The organism is Pontibacter pamirensis, from assembly GCF_010015475.1.
Lineage (GTDB): Bacteria > Bacteroidota > Bacteroidia > Cytophagales > Hymenobacteraceae > Pontibacter > Pontibacter pamirensis.
Window position 1 is genome coordinate 17,475 of record NZ_ML974110.1, and the last position, 24,624, is coordinate 42,098.

General features: G+C 49.9%; 17 protein-coding genes and 1 riboswitch. Of the genes, 12 read left to right on the plus strand and 5 right to left on the minus strand.

Going from position 1 to position 24,624, the window contains the following annotated elements; translation table 11 throughout:
- Positions 1-19: 19 nt before the first annotated feature.
- The 8 genes from E1919_RS00545 (at position 20) to E1919_RS00580 (ending at position 10,213) form a co-directional block, all read left to right on the plus strand.
- Positions 20-1,336, plus strand: coding sequence for a TldD/PmbA family protein (locus tag E1919_RS00545; RefSeq protein WP_162051406.1), 1,317 nt, complete (start codon positions 20-22; stop codon positions 1,334-1,336).
- 128 nt (positions 1,337-1,464) lie between these two features.
- Positions 1,465-2,082 carry a DUF4159 domain-containing protein gene (locus E1919_RS00550; protein ID WP_162051407.1) on the plus strand — a complete coding sequence of 206 codons (618 nt, stop codon included), beginning with the start codon at positions 1,465-1,467 and terminating at the stop codon, positions 2,080-2,082.
- Positions 2,083-2,155: 73 nt separating this feature from the next.
- Positions 2,156-3,151 carry an AAA family ATPase gene (locus E1919_RS00555; RefSeq protein WP_162051408.1) on the plus strand — a complete coding sequence of 332 codons (996 nt, stop codon included), beginning with the start codon at positions 2,156-2,158 and terminating at the stop codon, positions 3,149-3,151.
- A gap of 25 nt (positions 3,152-3,176) precedes the next feature.
- Positions 3,177-3,731: a hypothetical protein gene (locus E1919_RS00560; protein ID WP_162051409.1), complete on the plus strand. Its 555-nt coding sequence runs from the start codon at positions 3,177-3,179 to the stop codon at positions 3,729-3,731.
- Positions 3,724-4,617 (plus strand): DUF58 domain-containing protein, encoded by an 894-nt coding sequence (locus E1919_RS00565; RefSeq protein WP_162051410.1) that lies wholly within the window; start codon positions 3,724-3,726, stop codon positions 4,615-4,617. Before E1919_RS00560 ends, E1919_RS00565 begins: the two co-directional genes overlap by 8 nt.
- Positions 4,618-4,698: 81 nt before the next feature.
- On the plus strand, positions 4,699-6,201 hold the full coding sequence (locus E1919_RS00570; protein ID WP_162051411.1) for a BatA domain-containing protein: 1,503 nt from the start codon (positions 4,699-4,701) through the stop codon (positions 6,199-6,201).
- 2 nt (positions 6,202-6,203) lie between these two features.
- Positions 6,204-8,396, plus strand: coding sequence for a DUF4175 family protein (locus tag E1919_RS00575; protein ID WP_162051412.1), 2,193 nt, complete (start codon positions 6,204-6,206; stop codon positions 8,394-8,396).
- A gap of 14 nt (positions 8,397-8,410) precedes the next feature.
- Complete coding sequence (locus E1919_RS00580) at positions 8,411-10,213, plus strand: hypothetical protein (RefSeq protein ID WP_237143928.1); 1,803 nt, start codon at positions 8,411-8,413, stop codon at positions 10,211-10,213.
- 72 nt (positions 10,214-10,285) lie between these two features.
- Here E1919_RS00580 and E1919_RS00585 read toward each other — a convergent pair whose 3' ends face one another.
- The 3 genes from E1919_RS00585 to E1919_RS00595 all read right to left on the minus strand — a co-directional run bounded on the left by E1919_RS00585 (position 10,286) and on the right by E1919_RS00595 (position 15,608).
- Complete coding sequence (locus E1919_RS00585; protein ID WP_162051414.1) at positions 10,286-11,821, minus strand: P-loop NTPase fold protein; 1,536 nt, start codon at positions 11,819-11,821, stop codon at positions 10,286-10,288.
- Between the two features lie 74 nt (positions 11,822-11,895).
- A complete protein-coding gene (locus E1919_RS00590; RefSeq protein ID WP_162051415.1) occupies positions 11,896-14,277 on the minus strand; it encodes a ribonucleoside-diphosphate reductase subunit alpha in 2,382 nt (793 codons plus the stop codon).
- Between the two features lie 362 nt (positions 14,278-14,639).
- A complete protein-coding gene (locus tag E1919_RS00595) occupies positions 14,640-15,608 on the minus strand; it encodes a ribonucleoside-diphosphate reductase small subunit (protein WP_162051416.1) in 969 nt (322 codons plus the stop codon).
- 634 nt (positions 15,609-16,242) lie between these two features.
- Between E1919_RS00595 and rplU the strand changes: the two genes are divergently transcribed.
- The 4 genes from rplU to metF all read left to right on the plus strand — a co-directional run bounded on the left by rplU (position 16,243) and on the right by metF (position 22,176).
- A complete protein-coding gene (rplU, locus tag E1919_RS00600) occupies positions 16,243-16,554 on the plus strand; it encodes a 50S ribosomal protein L21 (RefSeq protein WP_162051417.1) in 312 nt (103 codons plus the stop codon).
- Positions 16,555-16,624: 70 nt separating this feature from the next.
- The gene (rpmA, locus tag E1919_RS00605; RefSeq protein ID WP_162051418.1) at positions 16,625-16,897 is read left to right on the plus strand and encodes a 50S ribosomal protein L27; all 273 of its coding nucleotides are present in this window, start codon (positions 16,625-16,627) and stop codon (positions 16,895-16,897) included.
- Between the two features lie 147 nt (positions 16,898-17,044).
- Positions 17,045-17,151, plus strand: a riboswitch (SAM riboswitch).
- Positions 17,152-17,223: 72 nt separating this feature from the next.
- Positions 17,224-20,934 (plus strand): methionine synthase, encoded by a 3,711-nt coding sequence (gene metH / locus E1919_RS00610; protein ID WP_162051419.1) that lies wholly within the window; start codon positions 17,224-17,226, stop codon positions 20,932-20,934.
- Between the two features lie 288 nt (positions 20,935-21,222).
- The gene (gene metF, locus E1919_RS00615) at positions 21,223-22,176 is read left to right on the plus strand and encodes a methylenetetrahydrofolate reductase [NAD(P)H] (RefSeq protein ID WP_162051420.1); all 954 of its coding nucleotides are present in this window, start codon (positions 21,223-21,225) and stop codon (positions 22,174-22,176) included.
- A gap of 232 nt (positions 22,177-22,408) precedes the next feature.
- Here metF and E1919_RS00620 read toward each other — a convergent pair whose 3' ends face one another.
- A complete protein-coding gene (locus E1919_RS00620; protein ID WP_237143929.1) occupies positions 22,409-23,191 on the minus strand; it encodes a DUF3575 domain-containing protein in 783 nt (260 codons plus the stop codon).
- Between the two features lie 277 nt (positions 23,192-23,468).
- Positions 23,469-24,596: a radical SAM family heme chaperone HemW gene (hemW, locus tag E1919_RS00625; RefSeq protein WP_162051421.1), complete on the minus strand. Its 1,128-nt coding sequence runs from the start codon at positions 24,594-24,596 to the stop codon at positions 23,469-23,471.
- Positions 24,597-24,624: the final 28 nt, after the last annotated feature.

Here is a 24,624-nt window from a genome sequence, read left to right on the forward strand (position 1 = left end):
AAAATTAGCATCAACTAAAATGGCAATATTAACACAAGCAGAAGCACAGGCAGTACTTAAAAAGGCCTTGGCTTACTCAAAGGCTGATGAGTGTGAAATTACACTTAACGGCAACACAGGCGGCAACATCCGCTATGCCAGAAACGAGGTATCTACGAGCGGCGCAGAAGAAAACGTTTCCATGTCGGTGGAGTCGCGTTTCGGGAAGCGGTCGGGTGTAGCCACTATCAACGAATTCGACGATAAATCGCTGGAGAAGGTCATCAGGCGATCAGAAGAAACAGCGCGTCTGGCTCCTGAAAGCCCGGAGTATATAGCATTTTTAGGCCCACAAAAGTATACCATCACCAAAGAATTTTTTGATAGCACCAACAATGTTGACCCGGCTTATCGTGCCGATGCCGCTGCTAAAAGCATTGCCGCTGCTGCTGCCAAGGGCTTAACAGCGGCTGGCTTCCTGGAGCATTATAGCAACTTCACTGCTAAGATGAACTCGAAAGGCCTGTTTGCTTACCATCCATCTACGGTGGTGGATTTCTCGGTGACTGTGCGCACCGAAGATGGCACTGGCTCCGGTTACGTAACCCAAGACTATAGCGACATCAGCAAACTGGATACAGGAAAGGCCTCTCAGGTCGCTGCCGAAAAGGCTGCTACCTCCCGTAATGCCAGGGCACTGGAACCGGGCAAGTATACCGTTATCTTAGAGCCTGCCGCCTCTATCGACCTGCTCCGCAACATGTTCAGCAACATGGACCAGCGCGCTGCCGAAGAAGGCCGTAGCTTTCTGAGCAAAACAGGGGGACAGACAAAGAAGGGCGAGAAACTAGTAGATGAGCGCATTAACGTATATTCAGATCCGTCTAACCTGGAAGTGCCCGCTGCTCCTTTTGCAGGCGATGGCCGCCCACAGCAGAAAGTTACCTGGATAGATAAAGGCATGGTAAAGAACCTGTACAACACCCGCTACTGGGCTTCCAACAAAGGTGCTGCTTCAATTCCGCCTCCGGGCAATGTGATCATGGAAGGAGGCAACCAGTCGCTGGAAGATATGATCAAGAGCACGAGCCGCGGTATTCTGGTAACACGCCTGTGGTACATCCGCGCAGTAGACCCGCAGACGCTGCTTTATACCGGCCTTACCCGCGACGGTACATTCTACATCGAGAACGGCAAAATCATGTACCCGGTGAAGAACTTTCGCTTCAACGAGAGCCCGGTTATCATGCTGAACAACCTGGAGGCGCTAGGTAAACCACAGCGCATCAACGGCAGCCTGATTCCACCGATGAAGATCCGTGACTTTACGTTCACCAGTCTTTCTGATGCGGTATAAGACCTGCTGAGATTATATTATATATGTGTATTTTTTCCTGTCATCTCGACGATAGGAGAGATCTTTTTAGTATTCCAGATAGATCTCTCCTATCGTCGAGATGACAGTTAGTTTAAACCTGATTACTCTTGCAACCCTTCACCTTTGTGCGCTTACAATACCGCTCCGGCAACTGGGATACGGACCCGCGTATGCCGAGTAACCTGCTGCACTCGCTTATCCAGTACACAACGGTGAAAGTTGAGGAGCAGGAGAAGGTGGTGTCGCTGGAAAGTGCGGAGTTGTTCAATTACCCATTCAGCTACTTGAGCGGCCACAAGCTGGTGCAGTTTAACCAGAAGGAGCGGCAGAACTTCGAAACCTATGTGCGCAATGGCGGTTTTGTGTTTGTAGACGACTGCAACCACGACATCGACGGCCTCTTTGCCCGTTCTTTTGAAGAGCAGATGCGGCAGATATTCGGGCAGAGCGCCCTTAAGAAAATCCCAAACAACCACAAGCTTTATCGCAGCTTCTTCACCTTCGAGGAAGGCCCACCCACCACTTCGTTCGAGCTCAACGGTTGGGGCGACGACCTGGTGCATGATTACCTGAAGGCAATTGAAGTGGACGGAAAAATAGCAGTGCTCTACAGCAACAAAGACTACGGCTGCGAATGGGACTACGACTTCCGGAATAAGCGTTGGCTCGCTGAGGATAATACCAAGTTCGGCGTCAACATCATCATGTACGCACTAACCAACTAAAGCGCAGTAGCAAATGCTTTGACCTCGCAGCGTGCGCAGCTCCTGCGAGTGTCTTGAACTAAGCAAACACAAAATGACCGAACAAGACATAAACTACCTGCTAAACAAGCTTCCACGCCTGAAGCAGGAGATACAGAAAGTAATTGTAGGCCAGGAGGAGGTACTGGACGAGGTGCTGATTACCTTGCTGGCCGGCGGGCACTGCCTGCTGGAAGGTGTGCCGGGCCTTGCCAAAACTTTACTGGTACGTACCTTAGCCAATGCCATGGATCTTGGCTTCCGGCGTATACAGTTCACGCCAGATCTGATGCCGACGGATATACTGGGCACCGAGGTGCTGGAGGAGGACCATGCGACCGGCAAGCGCTTTTTCAAATTCAACGAAGGCCCAATCTTCTCTAACATCGTGCTGGCCGACGAAATAAACCGGACACCGCCCAAAACGCAGGCCGCCCTACTGGAGGCAATGCAGGAATATGAAGTAACGTATGCCGGCAAAACATATGAATTGCCGCGCCCTTTCTTCCTGCTGGCTACTCAGAATCCGATAGAGCAGGCAGGAACCTACCCGCTGCCCGAAGCGCAGTTAGACCGTTTCCTGCTCTATATCAAGATTAAATACCCGACAGAGCAGGAAGAACTGAATATACTCTCCAACACCACAGGCACCCGGCAGGTACAGGTGCAATCCAGCATTTCCGGTGAGGAGGTACTGCAGTTACGGCAGTTAGTGCGCGAAGTAAGTATCAGTGAAGAGTTGCTGCAATACGTAAACCACGTCGTGCGTGCCACCCGCCCTGATACCACTACGGTGGATTTTGTGAAAAACTACTGCCGCTGGGGAGCCGGGCCGAGAGCCGGGCAAGCGCTTATCCTGACAGCCAAGGCACGTGCGCTGCTGCACAACCGCTTTGCCGTGACGGCTGCCGACATACAAACCATGGCATACCCTGTACTCCGCCACCGTGTACTGGTGAACTTTACGGCAGAAGCAGAACGCATTACTCCTGACCGGGTGGTGGAGGAGCTGCTGCAGCACATAAAGTTACCAAAAGCCGTATTGCTATAGCATAAACAATGTTAAGTTTGAGCATATGCAGGAAGAAGTAGATATAGTTAAGATACCAGATGACCAGATAAGGATTCTGAGGAACGTGCTGGGAGAAAGGATTTACTTTTTTTACTCAGACAAGCTACAGGTGGAGCGTGTAGAGGACAGCTACGTGTTCTGGTCCAACGGTTTTTCACTTGCGCTTTCTACCATTACCCAAGCACCCGGCAAGCTCAGGACCTACATCAACATAAGTGCTGATTACAGGACCTGCCCGAAAGAGGCAAGTACGTACTATGAGTTTGAGGTGAATGTGAGCAATGCGCCTTTATGGCAGGAGGGCTCCCTGCAATTTGGCAAGCTCTCCAGCTTAAAGATATTCTCTGACCCTATTCTGATGATAGAGATTTACCAGAACTGCAACAAGGCAGGCGAGAAAGGGCGGCTGCATGACTGTGCCTTGGTCTTCTACTCGCAGAGCAATAAGTACATGCTGCAGGCAAGGCAGGAACTGGTGGGTGGCGTGAACATTATGCTGCACGATGCCCTCATCGAAGCCCGAATTAAGGACTTGAAACTGCGCCACACCCTTGTCTAAAGAAAAATTTATAGACCCCAGCGTACTGGCCACCATCAAAGATTTGCCGCTGCTTGCCCGCACAGTGGTAGAAGGCTTTCTGGCCGGGCAAAACCAAAGTTTGCGGCGCGGGGCCGGTTTGGAGTTCAGCCAGTACCGCAGCTACCAACCTGGTGACGATCTGCGGCAGCTCGACTGGAAAATGTTTGCCCGCTCTGACCGCTATTACATCCGGGAGGCGGAGGTAGATACGAACATCACAGTGCGGTTTGTAGTAGATGGCAGTGCCTCCATGGCGCATGAAGATACTAACGGCCTGCGCAAGATGGACTATGCCCGTTTCCTAGTCGCCTCACTGGCGTACCTGGCCTCGCTGCAGGGTGATGCCGTGGGTTTATATGTGCTGCACGAGGAGCAACTGATTAACCTCACGCCCCGCTCCGATAACATGCACCTGCAGCGCTTCTGGCATCAGTTAAGTGAGGTAGAGCCGCAGGGCAAATTCCCCGACACGCAGGCAGCAAACAACCTGCTCTCCGACAGGCGACAGAAAGAACTAACCGTATTTCTGACAGACCTGTACGAGCAGGAGGATGAAATAACAAACCTGCTTTATAAGTTGGGAGCACAGCGGCACGAGCTATTGCTGTTTCACCTGATGGCCCGGAACGAACTAGACTTCAGCTACAGCGGCACCCTCACCTTCGAAGACCTGGAGACTGGCCGCACGCTACAGGTAAGCACTTCCGAACAGCGCAAAAGCTACCTCGAAAGGCTACAGGAGTGGCTGCAGCAAACTGAACGCGATATGCGCAGCCGTCAGATTGCCTACGACCGGTTTACGACAGATGAGCCCCTGGACAAAGCCCTCCGCACCTTTCTGCAGAAACGTTTACTGTATGGTTAATGCTGAGTATGCAGATGAGTGAACTGTGCCAACACTTTAGTCCCTCACAACTCTCTAACTTTTTAACTTTCTAACTCAATAGTGTTTTTCCTCGCTTCATACTGGCTTTTTGCAGCATCTGCCATTCTGATTCCCATCGCCATCCATCTCTGGAACAAACGGCAGGGAAAGACGGTGAAGATGGGCAGTTTACGCTGGCTGGAGGCCTCTGCCAGTAATCGCTGGAGCAGCATAAAGCTACATGATGTGGGGCTGCTGTTGCTGCGCTGCCTTATCCTGCTTTTATTAGCCGTAGCGTTGGCGCAGCCGGTCATAACGCGACCGCCGCAAACGCCGGAAAGCCAGAAAGCCGTGTACGTGGGGCAGGAGCTGCTACATACCTCCGCCACACGGCAGCAGCTGCAGCCTACTATTGACTCGCTGCTACAGCGCGGCTACCGTTTGCATACCTATACACCAGACTTTGCCGCTATTTCACAGGAGCAGTGGCAACAGCTTAGCACTACCGCAGACTCAGCCATTCAGCACAGCGCCAACTATTGGGACTTGCTAGCAGCCCTAGGGGAGCGGCACCAACAGCCGCAGGATAGCATCTGGCTCTTTACTTCTGACCAACAGCGGCATTTTGCAGGCACGCGTCCTGATGGTATACCGGAAAATATCCGCTGGATTCCGGTTGCCTCCGAAGCCACTGCTACCTGGCTGCAGGCGGCAGTGCAGACATCTCCTGATAGCCTGCTGCTGTTTATCGGGAATGGCACCCGCGATGGCATCACCTACAACCGTTACTATACCCCTGCCGCTGCGCAAAGTATTACGGTAAATAACCAGCAGCTCCAACTACAAAGGCAGGCAGATACTTTACAAGCTATTTTCCCAGACAAAAGCATCAGCAAAGTAGAGGTGCAGACGGAGCCGCTGCAGATAGCCATTCTTGCCGACGAGGCGCAGCAGCCAGAAGTGCGTTACCTGCAGGCTGCTATCAGCGCCATCAGTAGCTATACTGAGTTACCCATCCACATCACCTCAGCACAAGATACTGCGGTAGAATGGGTTTTCTGGTTACGGAGCGATGAGGTGCCGCCACTACTACAGGAACAGGTCGCGGAGCAGGGGCTAAAACTGTGGGTGCAGCCTGATACTGAGTTCAGCGCCATAAAAGCAAGTATGGCTACAGCCGGGGAAGAGGTGGCGGTGCACCAACTAAGTAGCATCACAGGAAATAATGCACAGCAGGCTATCTGGTCAACTCAAAGTGGTGAGGCACTGCTGACGGTGCAGTCAGTTGGTAAAGGCCACTTATACCGTTTCCGGAGCGGTTTTAGTCCGGACCGGAGTAGTTTAGGCCAGAGCGCACAGCTGCCGGAGTTGCTCCTGCCCCTGCTGTTTCCGCAGCAGGAAGCAGCCATGTATGATGTGCGGGCGCTGGACGAACAGCAGCTGATGCCCGCACAAAAAGTAGCAGTCTTTGCGCCGGAAGCCCCGGAGGGGCAGCGTATATCCCTGCTACCGTGGCTTGTGTTAGCGGCTTTTGTGTTATTTTTGATTGAAAGAGTAATCGCCGGGAGGCGCGCGATAGTATAGGTATGGCTTCAGACAGTAGCATTCAGATTCTCCACCGCATTCGCAGGCAGTATGTGCAGGCGAAGGCGCTGCTGTATGCCCTGCAGGCGCTGGCAGCCTTGGCTGTGGGCGCTGCGGTACTTTATAAGTGGCAGTTTGAAGTACCTGTGTTTGCTGCTACAGCTATTGCTCTCATGCTGGCGGCAGTAGTTTATTTCGGGATGCGCTGGAGCAGTATCCGGGAAACAGATTTAGTGCAGGTGGCGCGGCACCTTAACCGGCAGTACCCGCAACTGGAAGACAGCACAGGGCTGCTCCTCCGCGAAACAGGCAATCTCAACTTACTGGAAAGGCTGCAGCAGCAGAGGACAGCCGTCATACTCCAGGAACTTCATCCGGAGAAAGAGAAAACTTTCAGCCTGCGCAGTACCGCTACCTATGGGGCGCTGGGTCTGGCCCTGGTGTTATCAGCAGGTATTCTATACTTACCAGCGGCTCCGCTTGCAGCAACTGATGCACCAAAGGAGATACAAGTAGAATTTCCGGATGCCCCCGTCACGGCAACAGACACCGCCACTGTTATAGAGAATATTGACATCACCATCACGCCTCCGGCCTATACCGGTAAAAGCACGTACCAGGCTGAAAGTCCGAACATACGTGTGGAAGAAGGTGCTACTGTCAGCTGGCGCATCCGCACAAACAAAGCTGCTAAAACGTTACAACTGGTACTAAATAAGGAGGATGCGGCTGATTTAGCAGCCGGGGAGGAGAATGCTTATGTTCTGTCGCGCCGCTTTTCAGACCCTGCTGTGTACCAACTCAATCTCAACGGGCAGAAGTCTGCTTTCTATACAATAGAGATTACTCCGGACGAGCCTCCGGTTGTCCAGGTGCAGCAACCGAAGCAGTATACTGAGATTCTGTTTGGCGAGCCGCAGCGGGTGAATCTGCAGGCGCAGCTCTCTGACGACTACGGAATACGGGAAGCTAATATGATTGCCACCGTGGCCAAGGGTACAGGTGAGGCGGTGAAATTCCGGGAAGAGAAAATCAGCCTGGGCCTGAGCGGTACCCGCCGCAGCTTTACCGTGAACAAAACGCTGGACCTGCAGCAACTGGGTATGACGTATGGAGACGAGCTGTACTTTTACGTGCAGGCCTGGGACAACCACCGTGGCTATACCCGGTCCGAAACCTACTTTGTGCAGATAGAGGACACCACCATTGTAGAGGCTGCCTTCGACATGTCGATGGGCGTGAACCCGGTGCCGGAGTATTTCCGCAGTCAGCGCCAGATCATCATCGATACCGAGAAACTACTGGAGGAGCAGAAAAGCATCTCCCGCGCCACCTTTGAGGAGCGCTCTAACAACATAGGAGTAGACCAGAAGCTGCTGCGCCTGCGCTACGGTAAGTTTTTAGGCGAGGAGTCTGAATCAGGCATCGGTCCGGGAGGCGGCATACCGGAAGGTGCTGAAGGACATGAGGAGGCGGAGCATTACGCTGACGACGGGCACGACCACCCGGAGCTTGAGAACCAGAACGACCCGCAGGCGCTGCTCGAGCCTTACCTGCACAAGCACGACCAGGAAGGCGAGGCCACTATTTTTGAGCCTGCCGTAAAAGCTAAACTGAAAGGGGCACTGGCGCAGATGTGGGAATCAGAGTTGCGCCTTCGTACGCACAAACCCAAAGAGGCACTGCCCTTCGAATACAAGGCGCTGCGCATGCTGAAGGAGGTGCAGCAGTCGCAGCGGGCCTATGTGGCCAAAACGGGTTTTGAGGCGCCACCCCTGAAAGAACCGGAACTGCGTCTGTCAGGAGAACTGAACAAAATTACGCCACTGTCCGAAAGGCAGATTATTAAAGCGGAGACAAAGCTGCCCCATACCCGTGCAGCCCTGGATTGGCTGGAACGCTATAAAAGACAAGAAAAGTATAAGCAGCGGGATGTGCAGGTGCTGGAGCAGGCGGGGCAGGAATTGGCACAACAGGCCTTGAACAGGCCAGGGAACTATCTGCGTGCCCTGCAGGACCTAGGCACGCTTATCGCAGACATGAACAGCGGGGAAGTCCTCTGCCCGTCCTGCCTGCGCACAGTCGAGCAGGCCTGGGTGGCGCTGTTGCCACCTGCAGCGCTGACACCGCAGCAGGAAACCGTTCGCCGCAGCCCTCTATCCCGGCAATACCTGAAACAGCTAAGCACTAACTGAACTTGCTACCAAACTTGCCTCCATACATCATTTGGGCCGTTGCTGCCTTTGTTGTGCTGCTCCTGCTGTGGCTGGCCTGGCAACGCCCCAACAAGCAGCGGCTGGTGTGGCGACTGCTGGCCAGTGTAGTGGCAGGCGTGAGCCTCGTGTTGCTGGTTTTTCAACCCACCACGCAACAGGCCATTAGCCCCAGCACCGCCATTCTCTTAACCGAAGGTTATAATGTCGACACGCTACAGCGCCTGATTCAAAGGTCAGCTGCTGAACCGCAAGTTTATACCTATGGTACTACGGCAGATGATGCCACGCCTATCAGGAGCCTGTACCGCTTGCGGCAGGAGCAACCGGGTCTCAGGAAAGTGCATTTACTGGGATACGGTTTAAAGAAAGAGGAGCTGAATGCGCTGGAAGACGTGCAGGTACAACTGTATCTTTCCCCCAAATCTGTTGGCATGGCCGCTATACATTGGCCTGAAAAGGTAAAGTTAGGAGAAACAGTAGCGGTAAGTGGTCAGTATAATCGGGAAGGAGAGGCAAGTACCTGGCTATACCTTATGGCCTCGGGCCAGGTGCGGGACTCTGTGGAAGTGACAGCGGATACTACTGCTGGTTTCAAGTTACGCTATACGCCAAAGCAGGCGGGACAATTTGTTCATCATGTGGTGGAAAATTCAGGGGAGGAGGCAGACACGGTGGGGCAGGTGTCGGTACAGGTGCAGCCGGTGCAGCGTTTGGGTGTCCTGCTGCTGGCGTCTTCGCCGCTGTTCGAATTCCGTTTCCTGAAGAACCACCTGGCCGAACTACAGCACCGGGTAGCTTTGCGTACCACCATCAGCAAGGGAATGAGCCAGAGCGAATGGCTCAACATGCCCCGCCACAACCTCAATCGCCTTACGCCAAAGCTTCTGCAGCAGTTTGATGTGGTGATTACGGAACCGCAGGCACTGCAGAATTTAAGCGCCGGAGAGCGGGCCACTTTAGAACGCGCTGTAAGAGAAGAGGGAGTAGGAGTGCTCACTATCACAAACGCACCAGCCAATAGCCGCAGCACGAGCTTCTTCACCTCCTTCCAAACAAGGCGGCTCTCGCAGCAGGATACCCGCAGCACCCGCGCCTCCTGGGCAGATAATACCACTGCCATCGCTACCGCTGCCCCTTATACTTTAGTGTATACAACGGCTGTAGCAGGTTTGGTAGCAGAGCAGAACGATCAGTTTTTAGCAGGTGCAAAGCGTGCCGGGTGGGGCAAAGTAGCCATGAGCTTGGTGCCGCAGACGTTTCCGTGGCAGCTGGAGGGGAAAGAGGAAGTTTACGCCAGCTATTGGGCAAACTTACTGTCGGCAGTAGCGAAGCAGGAGGTGCAGGAAACATTCTGGCAGCTTGCTTCGCCGCAAGTACCCAGACCAAACCAGCCGCTCACCCTTACTTTCACAGATTATGCCGCTGCTGGCGCTGATGTGCCTTCCGCTACCGTAACCCATATGGCAGATTCTTCCAGCGTAGACCTGCCCCTGGCGCAGCATCCGTTACAGCCCACGCAGTTCAGCGGCACCTTCTGGCCCCGCCGTAGCGGCTGGCACCAGGTACAGGTGTCGGGCGCTGCGCCTTACAGTTTTTTTGTACAGGATTCCGCAGTTTGGGCTTTTACAACCATACAGGCAAGGCAGCAGGCAACCCAGGACTTTGTCGCACAGCAAAACGCGGCTCCTGTTGCTGAGGCAGCCGTTGCTTATAATGAGGAGCCGGTGCCGCTTATCTGGTTCTTCCTGCTGTTTGTGTTGAGTAGCGGTTTTCTGTGGCTGGAGGAGAAGTTCTGAGGTTTATAGCAGCCTTTGGTGCAGACGCTCGCAGGAGCTGCGCACGCTGCGAGGTCTTTGCTTGTAAGAAATTTATCTTCCAAAATATGCAGAAGCTTGAAGAGTTTTCAATGCATCATTAATTATTTTGAAGACATTGTTGCTTATGATGCTAGATTCTATGTCAGATTTGGGCTTGATTTCTGCATAATATTCATCTCTACGTCTACCCCACCTTATTAAATCATAAGATATATTTTTTCCTCCCAACTTAAACTCATACTCTGAACCACTAGAACCATTCCCGTTACTCATTTTATTTTCAAAGTTATGTATGGGAGCGTCTGTTATAGTGACAAAATATCCAGCTATTCTGATTCTTTTTCTTGTGTCTCTTAACGCTTCTTGCTCTCTACTATTTTCATACAGAGTTATTTTTGTTAAAGCCTTTTCTAAAGAGCTTGTGTCGCCAAAAATCCAAACTAATAACTCAAGTGCGATGGCAGCTGGTACATTCCAATTTGGTATAGAGCCTTTAGCGCCTTTTATAACTATGTATTTTTCTGTGAAGGTATAATCTCTATTATATATAGATTTGAGGCGTCGCAGATTCAATGAACCACTGTATATAAAGTGTTTCAAAAGAAAACCTAAAAGACCAAGTTCATTTTCTGTGGAGAGGCTTTCTCTAATAAATAAATTATGCTTGCCGAAGTTAATGCTTTCTATTATTTGGCTTGTCACTGCAGCAACTTCCTCAATGTTATCAAAGTGAAAAATTTCTGTATTGTAGAACTTGTCAATGTACCCGCTAAAATCTACGCTTGCTCCATATCTAGCTGAAAAGATATTTCTAATATTTTCAATATCACAAACGAAAATCACCTTATCAAACCCAAACTTATTACCTGCAGATCTTTTATAACTAAGGTGTGAGCTAAATATGTTAAAAAGCCTAAATATATGTTCAGGGTCTATTCTATCTAGGTCATCAATGATCAGTACCTTTTTCTTTTTCTGATTATCTGGGGGAGCTAGTTTATCAAGAGATTCTGTAATGAAACCTGTTACAAAATCTGATTCAAAAACAGGTGTTTTTTCTAAATCTCTTATAAACTCGAGTACTCTTTCATGCAAGTTTGGGTCCTTTCTTTGTTTTTCTATCTTTTCTATTTCAGGAGTGATTTTTTTCAGAAAATTAACTAACGGAGCAGGATCAGGTAATTCATTGCTACCTCCTAAAGCTTTGTTTAGTAAAGGAGCAGTACTTAGAAGTCCTTCTAGAAGAGAGTGTGCTTTGTTAGAGAAAACAGTGCCATATGCAATATGCCTGCTGATAACTTCTTGTTCGAGCTCAAGTTTGTGTGTGAGTATGAGTTCATAAATTATATCATACTTTATCAATCTAAAGATGTCATCATTATTAGAAATAGAGTAGTTTATAGGAGCAAGGTTTACCGCCAAATATTTATCTGTATTCTTTTCAAAGAATTTTTCGAGGAAGTAGCTTTTACCTATTCCAAAAATACCTGAGAAAATGATTCTCTCATTAAGATTATCGTCAATGTGTCTCTTGAAAAGAGACATTTGATTATCTAAAGGAACTTCAAATCGATCTCCTGTTGTCATACTACAAAAAATAGAAAAGGCCACTACATTACATAGTGGCCTTTGATGTTAAGATATTATTCAAATTTTTAACCTTACGATCCGCAAGCTTCGCAACCCTCTGGGTCATCTAACGAGCAGCTCATGTCGCTGCGGTTTTGATCCTGTTGGCTGTAAACCGGCGACAGCGTTTCGGCGGCTTGTTTCTCTACTGTAAACTTAATGGCGTCTACAGCGGCTTTGGTGCGAAGGTAGTACATACCTGTTTTCAGGCCGCGCTTCCAGGCGTGGAAGTGCATCGAGGTCAGCTTACCGAAGTTCACGTTCATCACGTGCAGGTTCAGTGACTGGCTCTGGCAGATGTAGGCACCACGGTCGGCACTCATGTCAATAACCGTACGCTGGCTGATTTCCCAAACCGTTTTGTACAGGTCTTTGATGTTTTGCGGAATGTTCGGGATGTCCTGAACAGAACCGTTGGCCGCGATGATGTCGTTCTTCATCTTGTCGTTCCAGATACCCAGCGCGATCAGGTCTTTGAGCAGGTGCTTGTTCACTACCATAAACTCACCGGACAGTACGCGGCGCAGGTAAATGTTAGACGTATAAGGCTCAAACGACTCGTTGTTACCCAAAATTTGCGCTGTAGAAGCTGTAGGCATAGGGGCTAACAGCAGCGAGTTGCGCACACCGTGCTCCACTACCTCGCGGCGCAATTCTTCCCAATCCCAGCGGCCGCTCTCCGGTGTTACGTTCCACAGGTCGAACTGGAACTTGCCTTCAGACAGCGGAGAGCCTTTGAAGGTCTCGTACGCTCCCTGCTTCTTGGCCAGGTCTTTGGAAGCCGTCATGGCTGCAAAATAAATGGTCTCAAAAATGTCTTTGTTCAGACCTTTTGCCTCGTCGCTCTCGAACGGCATGCGCAGGTGAATGAACGTGTCGGCCATACCCTGCACTCCTAAGCCAATTGGGCGGTGGCGCAAGTTGGAGTTGCGTGCCTCAGGCACCGGGTAATAATTAATATCGATGACCTTGTTCAGGTTCTTCGTAACATGGTAAGTTACATCAAAAAGCTTCTGGTGGTCGAACGTTTTGTGGCCGTTCTCCTCTTTCACGAAACGCGGCAGGGCCAGCGATGCCAGGTTACAAACCGCTACCTCGTCTTCAGCAGTGTACTCCATGATCTCGGTGCACAGGTTGGAGCTCTTGATAGTGCCCAGGTTCTGCTGATTGCTCTTGCCGTTTGCGGCATCTTTGTACAACATGTACGGTGTACCCGTCTCTACCTGCGACTCCAGCACAGCAAACCAAAGCTCCTGTGCTTTCACTGTCTTGCGGGCACGGCCCTCACGCTCATACTTCTCGTAGAGGCGCTCAAAGTCCTTACCCCAGCAATCAGCCAGGCCAGGGGCCTCATGCGGGCAGAACAGGCTCCAGTCGCCGTTCTCTTCCACGCGCTTCATGAACAGGTCTGGCGTCCAGAGGGCGTAGAACAGGTCGCGGGCGCGATTCTCTTCCTTGCCGTGGTTTTTCTTCAGATCCAGGAAGTCGAAGATATCGGCGTGCCATGGCTCCAGGTAAATAGCAAAGGCTCCTTTGCGCTTGCCACCACCCTGGTCTACGTAGCGGGCTGTGTCGTTAAACACCTTCAGCATTGGGATGATACCGTTAGAAGTACCGTTGGTGCCTTTAATGTAAGAACCGGTCGCACGCACATTGTGGATGCTCAGGCCGATACCGCCGGCACTTTGAGAGATCTGCGCGCACTGCTTCAGCGTATCATAAATGCCCGGTATGCTGTCGTCTTTCATCGTCAGCAGGAAGCATGAAGATAGCTGTGGCTTTGGTGTGGCGGCGTTGAATAATGTTGGCGTGGCGTGGGTGAACCACTTCTCAGACATGAGGTTATAAGTCTCAATGGCAGATTCGATGTCCTCCTTGTGGATACCCACGGCGACACGCATTAACATATGCTGCGGGCGCTCTACAATCTTGCCGTCCAGGCGAAGCAGGTAAGAGCGCTCCAAAGTTTTGTATCCAAAGAAATCGTAGTTATAATCGCGGTCGTAGATGATGGTGGAATCCAGCAGCGCTGCGTTCTTCCGGATGATTTCGTACACGTCCTTGGCAATCAGCGAAGCGTTTTCACCTGTTTTAGGGTCTTCGTAAGTATACAGGCGCTTCATGGTGTTGGAGAACGACTTGCTCGTAACCTTGTGCAGGTTAGAAATGGCAATACGTGCCGCCAACACCGCGTAATCCGGGTGCTTTGTTGTGAGGGAGGCCGCTGTTTCGGCAGCAAGGTTGTCCAACTCCACGGTGGTTACCCCATCGTAAATGCCGTCAATCACTTTTTTGGCTACCTCAATCGGCGACACATAATCCATGTGCAAACCGTAGCACAGCTTCTCAATGCGTGCCGTAATCTTATCGAATTTAACGGATTCACGTCTGCCGTCTCGTTTAACTACTAACATAGGCGTTATACAATTAGCGGGTTCTAAAGGCCCGGGTTATTAAAATAGGTAAGGTATATATGTTCAAGCGCTGCCATTGCAGCCGCAGGTTGTGCTAAAGTGCGGTACTCTTTCAGCCCATACGCATTTAGAGACATAAGCCGTTGTAGTACAAACGATTATGAGTTAAGCCAAATGCTTTTTCTATATAGTAGGGTAGAGATACCCTGATAGATGGCTACGGCCATCTATGAATTGGTTGGGGCTGCTACTACGCGCGTCTGCGGCTGCCCGGTAAATTATTGGTAAGCATAATATAAGGAGGGGAAAAAGAAGTACTTTTTCCCTTTGGCTCCTTAAATATAATAAAATTCAGATATATTCTAAAAGTCTTCGTCTAGCGAGAAAACTTTTTTGTCTTTGTCGCCGCCAACACCTGCTTTCTGATACTCCGCCACGCGCTTCTCAAAGAAGTTCGTCTTGCCCTGCAGCGAGATCATCTCCATAAAGTCAAATGGATTGGTTGAGTTGTAAAGCTTGCTGCAGCCCAGTTCTCCTAAAAGGCGGTCGGCCACAAACTCGATGTACTGGCTCATCAGTTTAGAGTTCATACCAATCAGGTCTACCGGCAAGGCATCTGTTACAAACTCCTGCTCAATGGTTACCGCATCACGGATAATTTCGTGCACGCGCTCTTCCGGCAGTTTGTTGTTCAGCATATTATATAAGAGGCAGGCAAAGTCGCAGTGCAGACCTTCGTCACGGCTGATAAGCTCGTTAGAGAAGGTAAGCCCTGGCATCAGACCACGCTTCTTCAGCCAGAAAATAGAGCAGAAAGAGCCTGAGAAGAAAATACCCTCTACAGCGGCAAAGGCAATTAAGCGCTCTGCAAAATTCTCACTCTCGATCCACTTCAGTGCCCACTCTCCTTTGCGACCCACAGCCGGCACCGTTTCCAGCGCGTTGAACAGATGGTCTTTCTCACTCTGCTTCTTTACATAAGTATCTATAAGGAGCGAATACGTTTCAGAGTGGATGTTCTCCATCATGATCTGGAAGCCATAGAAACAGCGCGCCTCCGGTATCTGCACCTCGTTCATGAAGTTTACGGCCAGGTTCTCATTCACAATGCCGTCTGAGGCTGCGAAGAAAGCCAACACGTGGCTGATGAAGTGGCGCTCGCCGTCGTTTAGGTTTTCCCAATCTTTCAGGTCCTGGCTCAAATCAATCTCCTCAGCCGTCCAGAAGCTGGCTTCCGCCTGCTTATACATCTGCCACACAGCATCGTTCTGAATCGGAAACAAGACGAAGCGGTTTGGATTCTCTTTCAGTATGGGCTCCATATCATGCATAATTTTAAAGTTAAAGGGTTAGCTTTAGAACATTTTGCTCTAAAAACTCCTGATCGCTGTATTTGTTCAGCGGCTGACTATGCAGCGGCGACCATAGCATCAGGAGTTCAAATATATAGAATTGAACTTGAAAGTCAGGGCGAAAGTTGTTCAATTTATACACACCCTCCCAGAAGGTGATTAAGGCAATATTTAGGGGTTAATGCACATAGTTATCCACACCGTGGATAACATACATAGGTTAGCTAAAATATTGAAATGTATGCATATATGACCTGTTGTTGGCTTATAAGGGCTACAAAAACAGCTTTTTATCCCCTATTTTGTGTATAAATGTGGAAAAGAGGATAACAGCAGGTGGTTTGCCAGATGTATGGAGGTAATCCATCGTATTTTAAGTGCAATTTGTGGAAAACCTGAGGGCGGACAAATGTGTGCAATTGATTAGTGTTCAGTAGATTAAGTGGGTTTTTAACAAGTCGTCCAAATCCAAGTGGAGATATAAACACAGTTATCCACAAAAATGTGAGTAACCGTGTACAGTAAGTAAACAAATTGTAGCACAAGCCGTTGCAAATTTAAAATAAGACCCGTACCTTTGCGGACTAAATCTTTTAAATATACATTGAAGCTGATGTACGCAATTGTAGAAATCGCAGGTCAACAGACCAAAGTAGAGAGCGGCAAGTTCATCTACGCTAACAAGCTTTCCGGCAATGAGGGTGACGCCGTTGAGTTCACCAATGTTCTTCTTACTGATGATAACGGCACTGTTACTTTAGGTGCACCTTTCGTTAGCGGTGTTAAGGTAACAGGTAAAATCCTGACCAGCACTGTGAAAGGCGACAAAGTAATCGTTTTCAAAAAGAAGAGAAGAAAAGGATACCGCAAGAAGAATGGTCACCGCCAGCACTTCACGAAGGTCCTTATCGAGAGCATTGGTTAAGCAGTAAGAAGAAATTAATCGTAAAATCTTTTCAGGCTTGGTCCCCCAACCTGAAGTAAAGTAAAAAAACATGGCACACAAAAAAGGAGCAGGTAGTTCTAATAACGGCCGCGAGTCGCATTCCAAGCGACTTGGTGTTAAAATTTACGGTGGTCAGGATATCATCGCTGGTAACATCATTGTAAGACAAAGAGGTACTGCACACCACCCAAGCGTAAACGTGGGTATTGGCAAAGACCATACACTTTTCGCTTTAACTGACGGCATCGTGCAGTTCAGAAAAGGAAAGAAGAACCGTTCTTACGTTTCTGTAGTTCCTAAAACAACAGAAGCTGAGGCGTAAGCAAAACGACAGGCTGCTTCGGCAGTAGCGTTAGCGGGAGAGGGTTGCCATACGGCAACCCTCTCTTTTTTATACCTGTTAAAGCTGCATTGCTATATTTTAAACAACTTGTTTCGTTTTTAAGCATATATATGCTTAACTTGCAGCTTCTTATCAAGAAAGACCGAGGGACAGGGCCCCATGACGTCTTAGCAACCATGTAAAAGCTTGGTGCTAACTCCCTTCCTGCACCACATAGCAGGAAAAGATAAGAATGTACTCCTCCCCAGGTGTCTTTCTTGATAAGCCGAATACAGCAGACTTAGAGAAGAAAGAAAACACCGAAAATGACAAAATACCCCATTCATAGAATACTGAAGGAGCGTGTGCTCGTGCTGGATGGCGCGATGGGCACTATGATTCAACGTTACCAGCTTTCAGAGGCAGATTTCCGTGGCGAGCGTTTTGCTAACCACCCCAGCGACCTGAAAGGCAACAACGACCTGCTCTCTATTACCCGTCCGGATATCATCAAGGCCATACACGTGGAGTACCTGAACGCCGGTGCCGACATTGTGGAGACAAACACCTTCAGTGGCACCCGCATCGCCATGGCCGATTACCACATGGAGGACCTGGTGTATGAGCTGAACTATGAATCGGCAAGATTGGCCCGTGAGGCAGCAGACGAAGTAACAGCTCAGAACCCGGATAAGCCGCGCTTTGTAGCCGGCGCCATTGGCCCTACCAACCGTACCGCCTCTCTTTCTCCGGATGTAAACAACCCCGGCTACCGCGCCATCACCTTCGACCAGTTGGTGGAAGCATATTATGAGCAGGTGCGTGGTTTGGTTGACGGTGGCTGCGATGTGCTGCTGATAGAGACGGTGTTTGACACGCTAAACTGTAAAGCTGCCCTTTTTGCCGCAGAGCAGTATGTGCAGGATGGCGGTAAAGAATTACCGATCATGGTGTCTGGTACTATTACGGATGCCAGCGGACGTACTTTGTCTGGCCAAACCGTGGAAGCTTTCTGGAATTCCATTTCTCATGCCCCTATTATTAGCATTGGTTTTAACTGTGCCCTAGGAGCACGCCAGCTGAAAACACACATCCAGGAACTGTCCCGCATTGCGGACGTGCACATCAGCGCTTATCCCAATGCCGGTCTGCCGAATGCTTTTGGTGGCTACGATGAGACGGCAGATGAGATGGGGGCTATTGTAGAAGAGTACCTGAAAGAGGGCCTGATAAACATATTAGGTGGCTGCTGTGGTACCACACCGGATCACATCCGCCGTATAGCGGAACTTTCTGCCAAACACAAGCCGCGTGTAGTTCCTGAGCTTCCTTCATACTCGCGCTTCAGCGGATTGGAACCCCTTACCATCACACCAGAATTGCTGTTTGTGAATGTGGGAGAACGCACGAACGTAACTGGTTCCAAGAAATTTGCTCGATTAATTGTAAACGGAGAGTTTGAAGAAGCACTTTCGGTAGCGCAGCAACAGGTAGAAGGTGGTGCCCAGATCATCGATGTGAACATGGACGAGGGCATGCTGGACTCTGAGGAGGCAATGACAAACTTCCTGAACCTGATTGCCTCCGAGCCGGACATCTCTAAGCTGCCAATCATGATCGATTCCTCTAAGTGGACGGTACTGGAAGCGGGCCTGAAGTGTGTGCAGGGAAAATCCATCGTTAACTCCATCTCCTTAAAAGAAGGCGAAGAAAACTTCAAAGCGCAGGCCCGCAAGGTGCGCCAGTATGGTGCCGCTGCTGTTATCATGGCATTTGATGAGGAAGGACAAGCCGATACGCTGGAGCGAAGAATCGAAATCTGCGGGCGCGCCTACCGCATCCTGACAGAAGAAGTAGGTTTCCCGCCACAGGATATCATTTTCGACCCGAATATATTAGCCATTGCCACCGGTATAGAAGAGCATAATAATTATGCTGTAGAGTACCTGGAGTCGGTAAAATGGATAAAGGCCAACCTGCCGCATGCCTTGGTGAGTGGTGGGGTAAGTAACCTGTCGTTCTCGTTCCGGGGCAACGATTTAGTGCGTGAGGCCATGCATACTGTCTTCCTGTACTATGCGGTGCAGGCAGGTATGGACATGGGTATTGTAAATGCCGGTATGATGGGCGTATACGATGAGATTCCGAAGGACCTGCGCGACCTGATTGAAGATGTGATCTTCAACCGTAACCCGGATGCGACTGAGAAGCTGGTAACTTACGCGGATACAATAAAAGGCAAAGGCAAAACAGCCGCAGGAGCAGATACTGCCTGGCGCGAAGCTCCTGTGGAAGAGCGCCTGAAGCATGCCCTGGTAAAAGGTATTGTAGAGTTTATAGAAGAAGACACCGAAGAAGCACGACAGAAAGCCACCCGAACGCTTGATGTGATTGAAGGCCCGCTGATGGCGGGTATGACGGTGGTAGGTGATTTGTTTGGTGCCGGTAAAATGTTCCTGCCGCAGGTAGTGAAGAGCGCCCGTGTAATGAAGAAGTCTGTGGCATACCTGCTGCCGTTTATGGAGAAGGAGAAGCTTGCGTCCGACACATCCAAATCAACGGCAGGCACTATTCTGATGGCTACTGTGAAAGGCGATGTGCACGACATCGGCAAAAATATTGTGGGCGTGGTGCTGGCCTGTAACAACTACGAGGTAATCGACCTGGGTGTAATGGTGTCGCTGGACAAGATCCTATCAGAGGCCGAGGCGCAGCAGGTAGACATCATCGGCCTGAGTGGTTTAATTACGCCTTCGCTGGACGAGATGGTGTATGTGGCGCAGGAAATGGAGCGAAGAGGCATGAAGATTCCGCTGTTGATCGGCGGGGCCACTACCTCACGCGTACACACAGCTGTTAAAATTGCGCCGCAGTACAGTGGGCCGGTGGTGCACGTGCACGACGCCTCCCGTAGTGTGACGGTGGTGGGCAGCCTGTTGGGCAGCAACAAGGAAGAATATGTAGCTGAAATCAAAGCAGAGTATCAGAAACTACGCGAAGACCACCTGAGCCGCACCAAAGACCGTGCTTTTGCCACCATCGGAGAAGCACGAGCCAATAAGTTCAAGGTAGACTGGGAGGCTACACAACCAACCACGCCAAGCTTCCTGGGTACCAAAGTGTTTAAGAACTATCCGCTGTCGGAGCTCGTGCCTTACATCGACTGGACACCCTTCTTCCATACCTGGGAGCTGAAGCGCCAGTATCCAAAAATTCTGGACGATGCCGAATATGGAGCAGAGGCCCGCAAATTGTTCGCCGATGCGCAGCAACTGCTACAGGAGATTGTGGACAACCAGTTGCTGGAGGCACGTGCGGTGGTAGGTTTCTACCCTGCCAACGTGGAAGCCGATGACACCATAGAAGTATATACCGATGATGCACGTGAAAACGTACTGACGGAGTTCCACACGCTGCGGCAGCAGGGCAAGAAAGGCGGCAATGTGCCGAACATGGCTTTCTCAGATTTTGTAGCGCCGAAAGAAACAGGCATACATGACTATATTGGTGGCTTTGTTGTTTCCACTGGTTTCGGCATCGAAAAGCTAATCGAGAAGTACGAGGCAGACCATAACGACTACCTCTCTATTATGGTAAAAGCCCTAGCCGATCGTTTAGCGGAAGCCTTTGCTGAACTCATGCACGCCAAAGTCCGCAAGGAGCTGTGGGGTTACGCGCCGCAGGAAAGCCTGGACAATGATGCGCTGATAAAGGAGCAGTACCAGGGTATACGCCCTGCGCCAGGTTACCCTGGCTGCCCGGACCACACCGAGAAAATCACGCTGTTCAACCTGCTGAAGGCCGAAGAGGAAACAAGCGTTATCCTGACGGAGAACCTGGCCATGTACCCGACAGCAGCGGTAAGTGGCTTGTACTTCTCGCATCCGGAGTCGCGCTACTTTGGCTTAGGCAAGATAGGAGAAGACCAGGTAGCTGACATAGCCCGTCGCAAGGGTATGTCACTGGAGGAACTCGAACGCTGGCTCTCGCCTAACCTCAACTATGAGCCGCAGCCACTGGCGCAGCAGGTAGTATAAATGACCTCTCCCCAACCCTCTCCTAAAAACAGGAGAGGGGGCTTTCTAACTATATGTAAAGTTATATATCTGTTGTTAGCCCTTACTGCGAAACAGCCAAGAATAACTCTTAGCTGTCTTGCAGTGGTAAAGCAGACCTCCCTCTCCTGTTTTTAGGAGAGGGTTGGGGAGAGGTAAATCCCCCGCCTTAGACAAGGAGGGGCTAGGGGTGGTTGGACCCGGTGTTGTGAACCAACAATGTAACAATCCAACCATTTAACAATTAAAATAGCATCACCCGAAAAATAGATGAAAGTAACGGAACACTTCCAGAACGCTGATAAAACACAGTTTACATTCGAAATACTGCCTCCTCTGAAGGGGGAGAACCTGCAGGTACTCTACGAGCACATCGACCCACTGATGGAATTCAAACCGCCGTTTATCGACGTGACCTATCACCGGGAGGAGTATGTGTACAAACACCGCGACAACGGGCTGCTGGAGAAGATAAGCACACGCAAGCGCCCGGGTACGGTTGGCATATGTGCTGCTATTCAAAACCATTACAAAGTAGACACGGTGCCGCACCTGATCTGCGGCGGCTTTAACAAAGAAGAAACAGAAAACGCCCTCATCGATCTGCACTTTTTGGGAATACACAATGTACTGGTGCTGCGCGGCGACTGCGTGAAAACTGAATCCCGCTTTGTTCCCGAGCCGGGCGGCCACAGTTATGCCACCGAACTACTGCAGCAGGTAGTAGGCATGAACAACGGCTGCTACCTCGACGATGAACAAATCAACACCAACGGAACTGATTTCTGCATTGGCGTAGCCGGTTACCCGGAAAAACACTCTGATGCTCCGAATTTGAAGGCTGACCTGCGCTGGCTAAAGAAGAAGATAGAAATGGGAGCAGACTATGTGGTCACGCAGATGTTCTTCGATAACCAGAAGTACTTTGACTTTGTGCGGCTATGTCGTTCAGAAGGTATCAACGTGCCGATTATACCGGGTTTGAAGCCACTGACAACAAAATCTCAGCTTACCATTCTGCCAGGTATTTTCCACATCGACATTCCCTGCGATTTAGCGGATGCTGTAGAGGCCTGCGCTGACAACAAAGCCGCCGCGCAGGTAGGCGTAGAGTGGGCTATTCAGCAATCAAAAGAACTGATGGAATTTGGTGTGCCGTGCCTGCACTACTACTCTATGGGCAAATCAGGATCCGTGCGCAAGGTAGCAGAGGCGCTGTTTTAGAAAGACCTGATCCATAACAACAAAGCCGTGACTGTTTAGGTCACGGCTTTGTTGTTTCTACGAATTCACTTGCATTGGTCTTCGCTTGTTTCAATTATAGGCTCATGACCTGAAGATTAGGCAAGTACAAGGAGGAAAATACTTAAAAGCTAATGCAGGTACAGCAGTAATAGTAGCACCAGCATGAATAGTAAAGATTCTACTCTTTTCTGGTGTATTAAAGTAATGGAAATCAAAAAGCAAGGCCTAAGCTAAAGCCAAGACTCCTGATACCTACAAAAGGCGCATTACCTTCTAGAATTACTCCCTGATCCGAAACACTTGCCTTAACATCTATTTTTCCGTTTGTGGATTCATTCACAGATTCAACATCTTCCTGCAATCCGCTCTTTTCACCTGGTGTCATGGTGCTCAGGTCCGCCATGGCTGGCATGTCAATCTTCATTTTACCATAATGGCCGCCAAGTATGAACAAATCCATTGTTACTCTATTAGCTATCATTAACTGGTACCCGAGCATTGCTCCGCCCCCGTACCCTTTTATTGTTCCATCAAAAGGAAGGGTATAGGTTCTGTTTTCTGTGGTTTTGTATTCATAAGGATAGTTTGCCTTAAAATTCATGTAGCGCCCGTACAAAGACAAGTAAAAGCCGCGTGCTCCTGGCTTTGTGCCGCCGTAAAATCTAATCTCGCCAGTAATACTGTTGCTTCCTACATTGGCAAGGTTCAGATAATTAGTAATATCAACCGCTTCACCTATGTAGGATTCTACTGCCTGTTCTATTGATGGAGTATGTTTTTCTACTAAGTATTTAGAGGCTAGGCTAGCTTCCGGCACAGAGCTATACCCGGCAACAAAAGTGATTTTACGGGTTAGAGAGCGCTCATAGCTGAAACTGTAGTTATTGAAGAGGGCCAGCGACGTAAGATTAATCTTAACAATATTCTTCCTGAAAACCTCCTTTCTGGTAGTGTCTGGTAACGGGGTATTCTGTTTTTCGGTTATTGCTGGCAAAGATTGCAGCGTACCTGATGCTGCGTCTCCAGTTGCAGGACTTGTCTGCGCGAAAGATTGTAGTACAAACAGGGTGATAATAAGAGTAGAAAGTATTTTCATTATAGTATAATTATTTCTGCAATAATGAATATTCTTGATAACATAAAAAATACCTACTTCTGAGTATTTCTTATGTTATCAAGAGGTTTACAGACATTGAGTATAAAAGCACAGGATACCTTCTAAACTTCAGCAGAAGGAGCCTTCTGCTGAAGCCTTTTATACTCAACATCAGCTACTCCACAAACAACTCCAGCGTTATCTGGTCAGCTAGGAGTTTGCCTTTGTCCGTGAGGTAGAGTACCTCCTCCTCTATTCTTGCCAGGTCCTTATCCTGCAGTTCCTGCAAGTATGGCGCATAGCTCAACCTGAAATCATAGCCATAGTCCTGGCTGATTTTATGGAGGTCGCAGCCCCAGATGGTGCGGAGGCTGGTAAGCAGGTAATCATTGGCCTGGTCTGCCGGAGTAAGTTCTTCCAGCTCAAAAGGCACCTGGCCCTGCGCAATAGCGTCTACATACTTTTTGTTGTGCGATACATTATACTGTCGTGAAGGGCCGTTAAAAGAGTGGGCACTTGGCCCTACTCCCAAGTAATGCACGCCACGCCAGTAGTTGCTGTTGTGCTTCGACTCATGGCCGGGCAAACTGAAGTTAGATATTTCGTACTGCACATAGCCGTGCCTGTTCATCTGCTCGAGCAGGATCTCGAACTGCTGGGCCGTATACTCATCCTCTGCAGGGGTAAACTTGCCTTTCTTGCTCCAGCGGCCGAGGGCTGTGTCGGGCTCAATAGTAAGCCCATAGCAGGAAACATGCGGCACGCCCAGCGAAAACAGTGTTTCTAAATCGCGGTGCCAGATGCTGTGGTCCGGGGCTGGAATACCATAAATTAGATCTACGGTAATATTGTCGAAGCCGGCTGCCTGGGCGTCTTTTACACATTGCAGGCTCTCGGCGGCACTGTGGGCGCGGTTCATCATGCGCAGGTGCGGGGCATGGAACGACTGCAGGCCGATGCTCAGGCGGTTGATTCCTGCCGCGCGTAACTCCTGCAGCTTGGCCGGTGTCAGGTCATCGGGGTTCGCCTCCAGCGTAATTTCAGCATTCTCCGAAACTATAAACAACTGCTTTATTGTTGCCAACAGCAGTTGGAGCTCCTGCTGGTTCAGCAGTGAAGGCGTGCCGCCGCCAAAGTAGATAGTGTGTACCGGTTGCCCCTGCAGGTACTCCTGCCGCAACTCCAGTTCGCGGGCAATGGCTTGCACTGTCTGCTCCTTTAGCCCCATAGAGGTGCTGAAGTGGAAATCGCAGTAGTGGCAGGCCTGCTTGCAGAAAGGTATGTGAAGGTATATTCCGGACAAAGATTAATTGTTAAATTGTTGGGTGGTT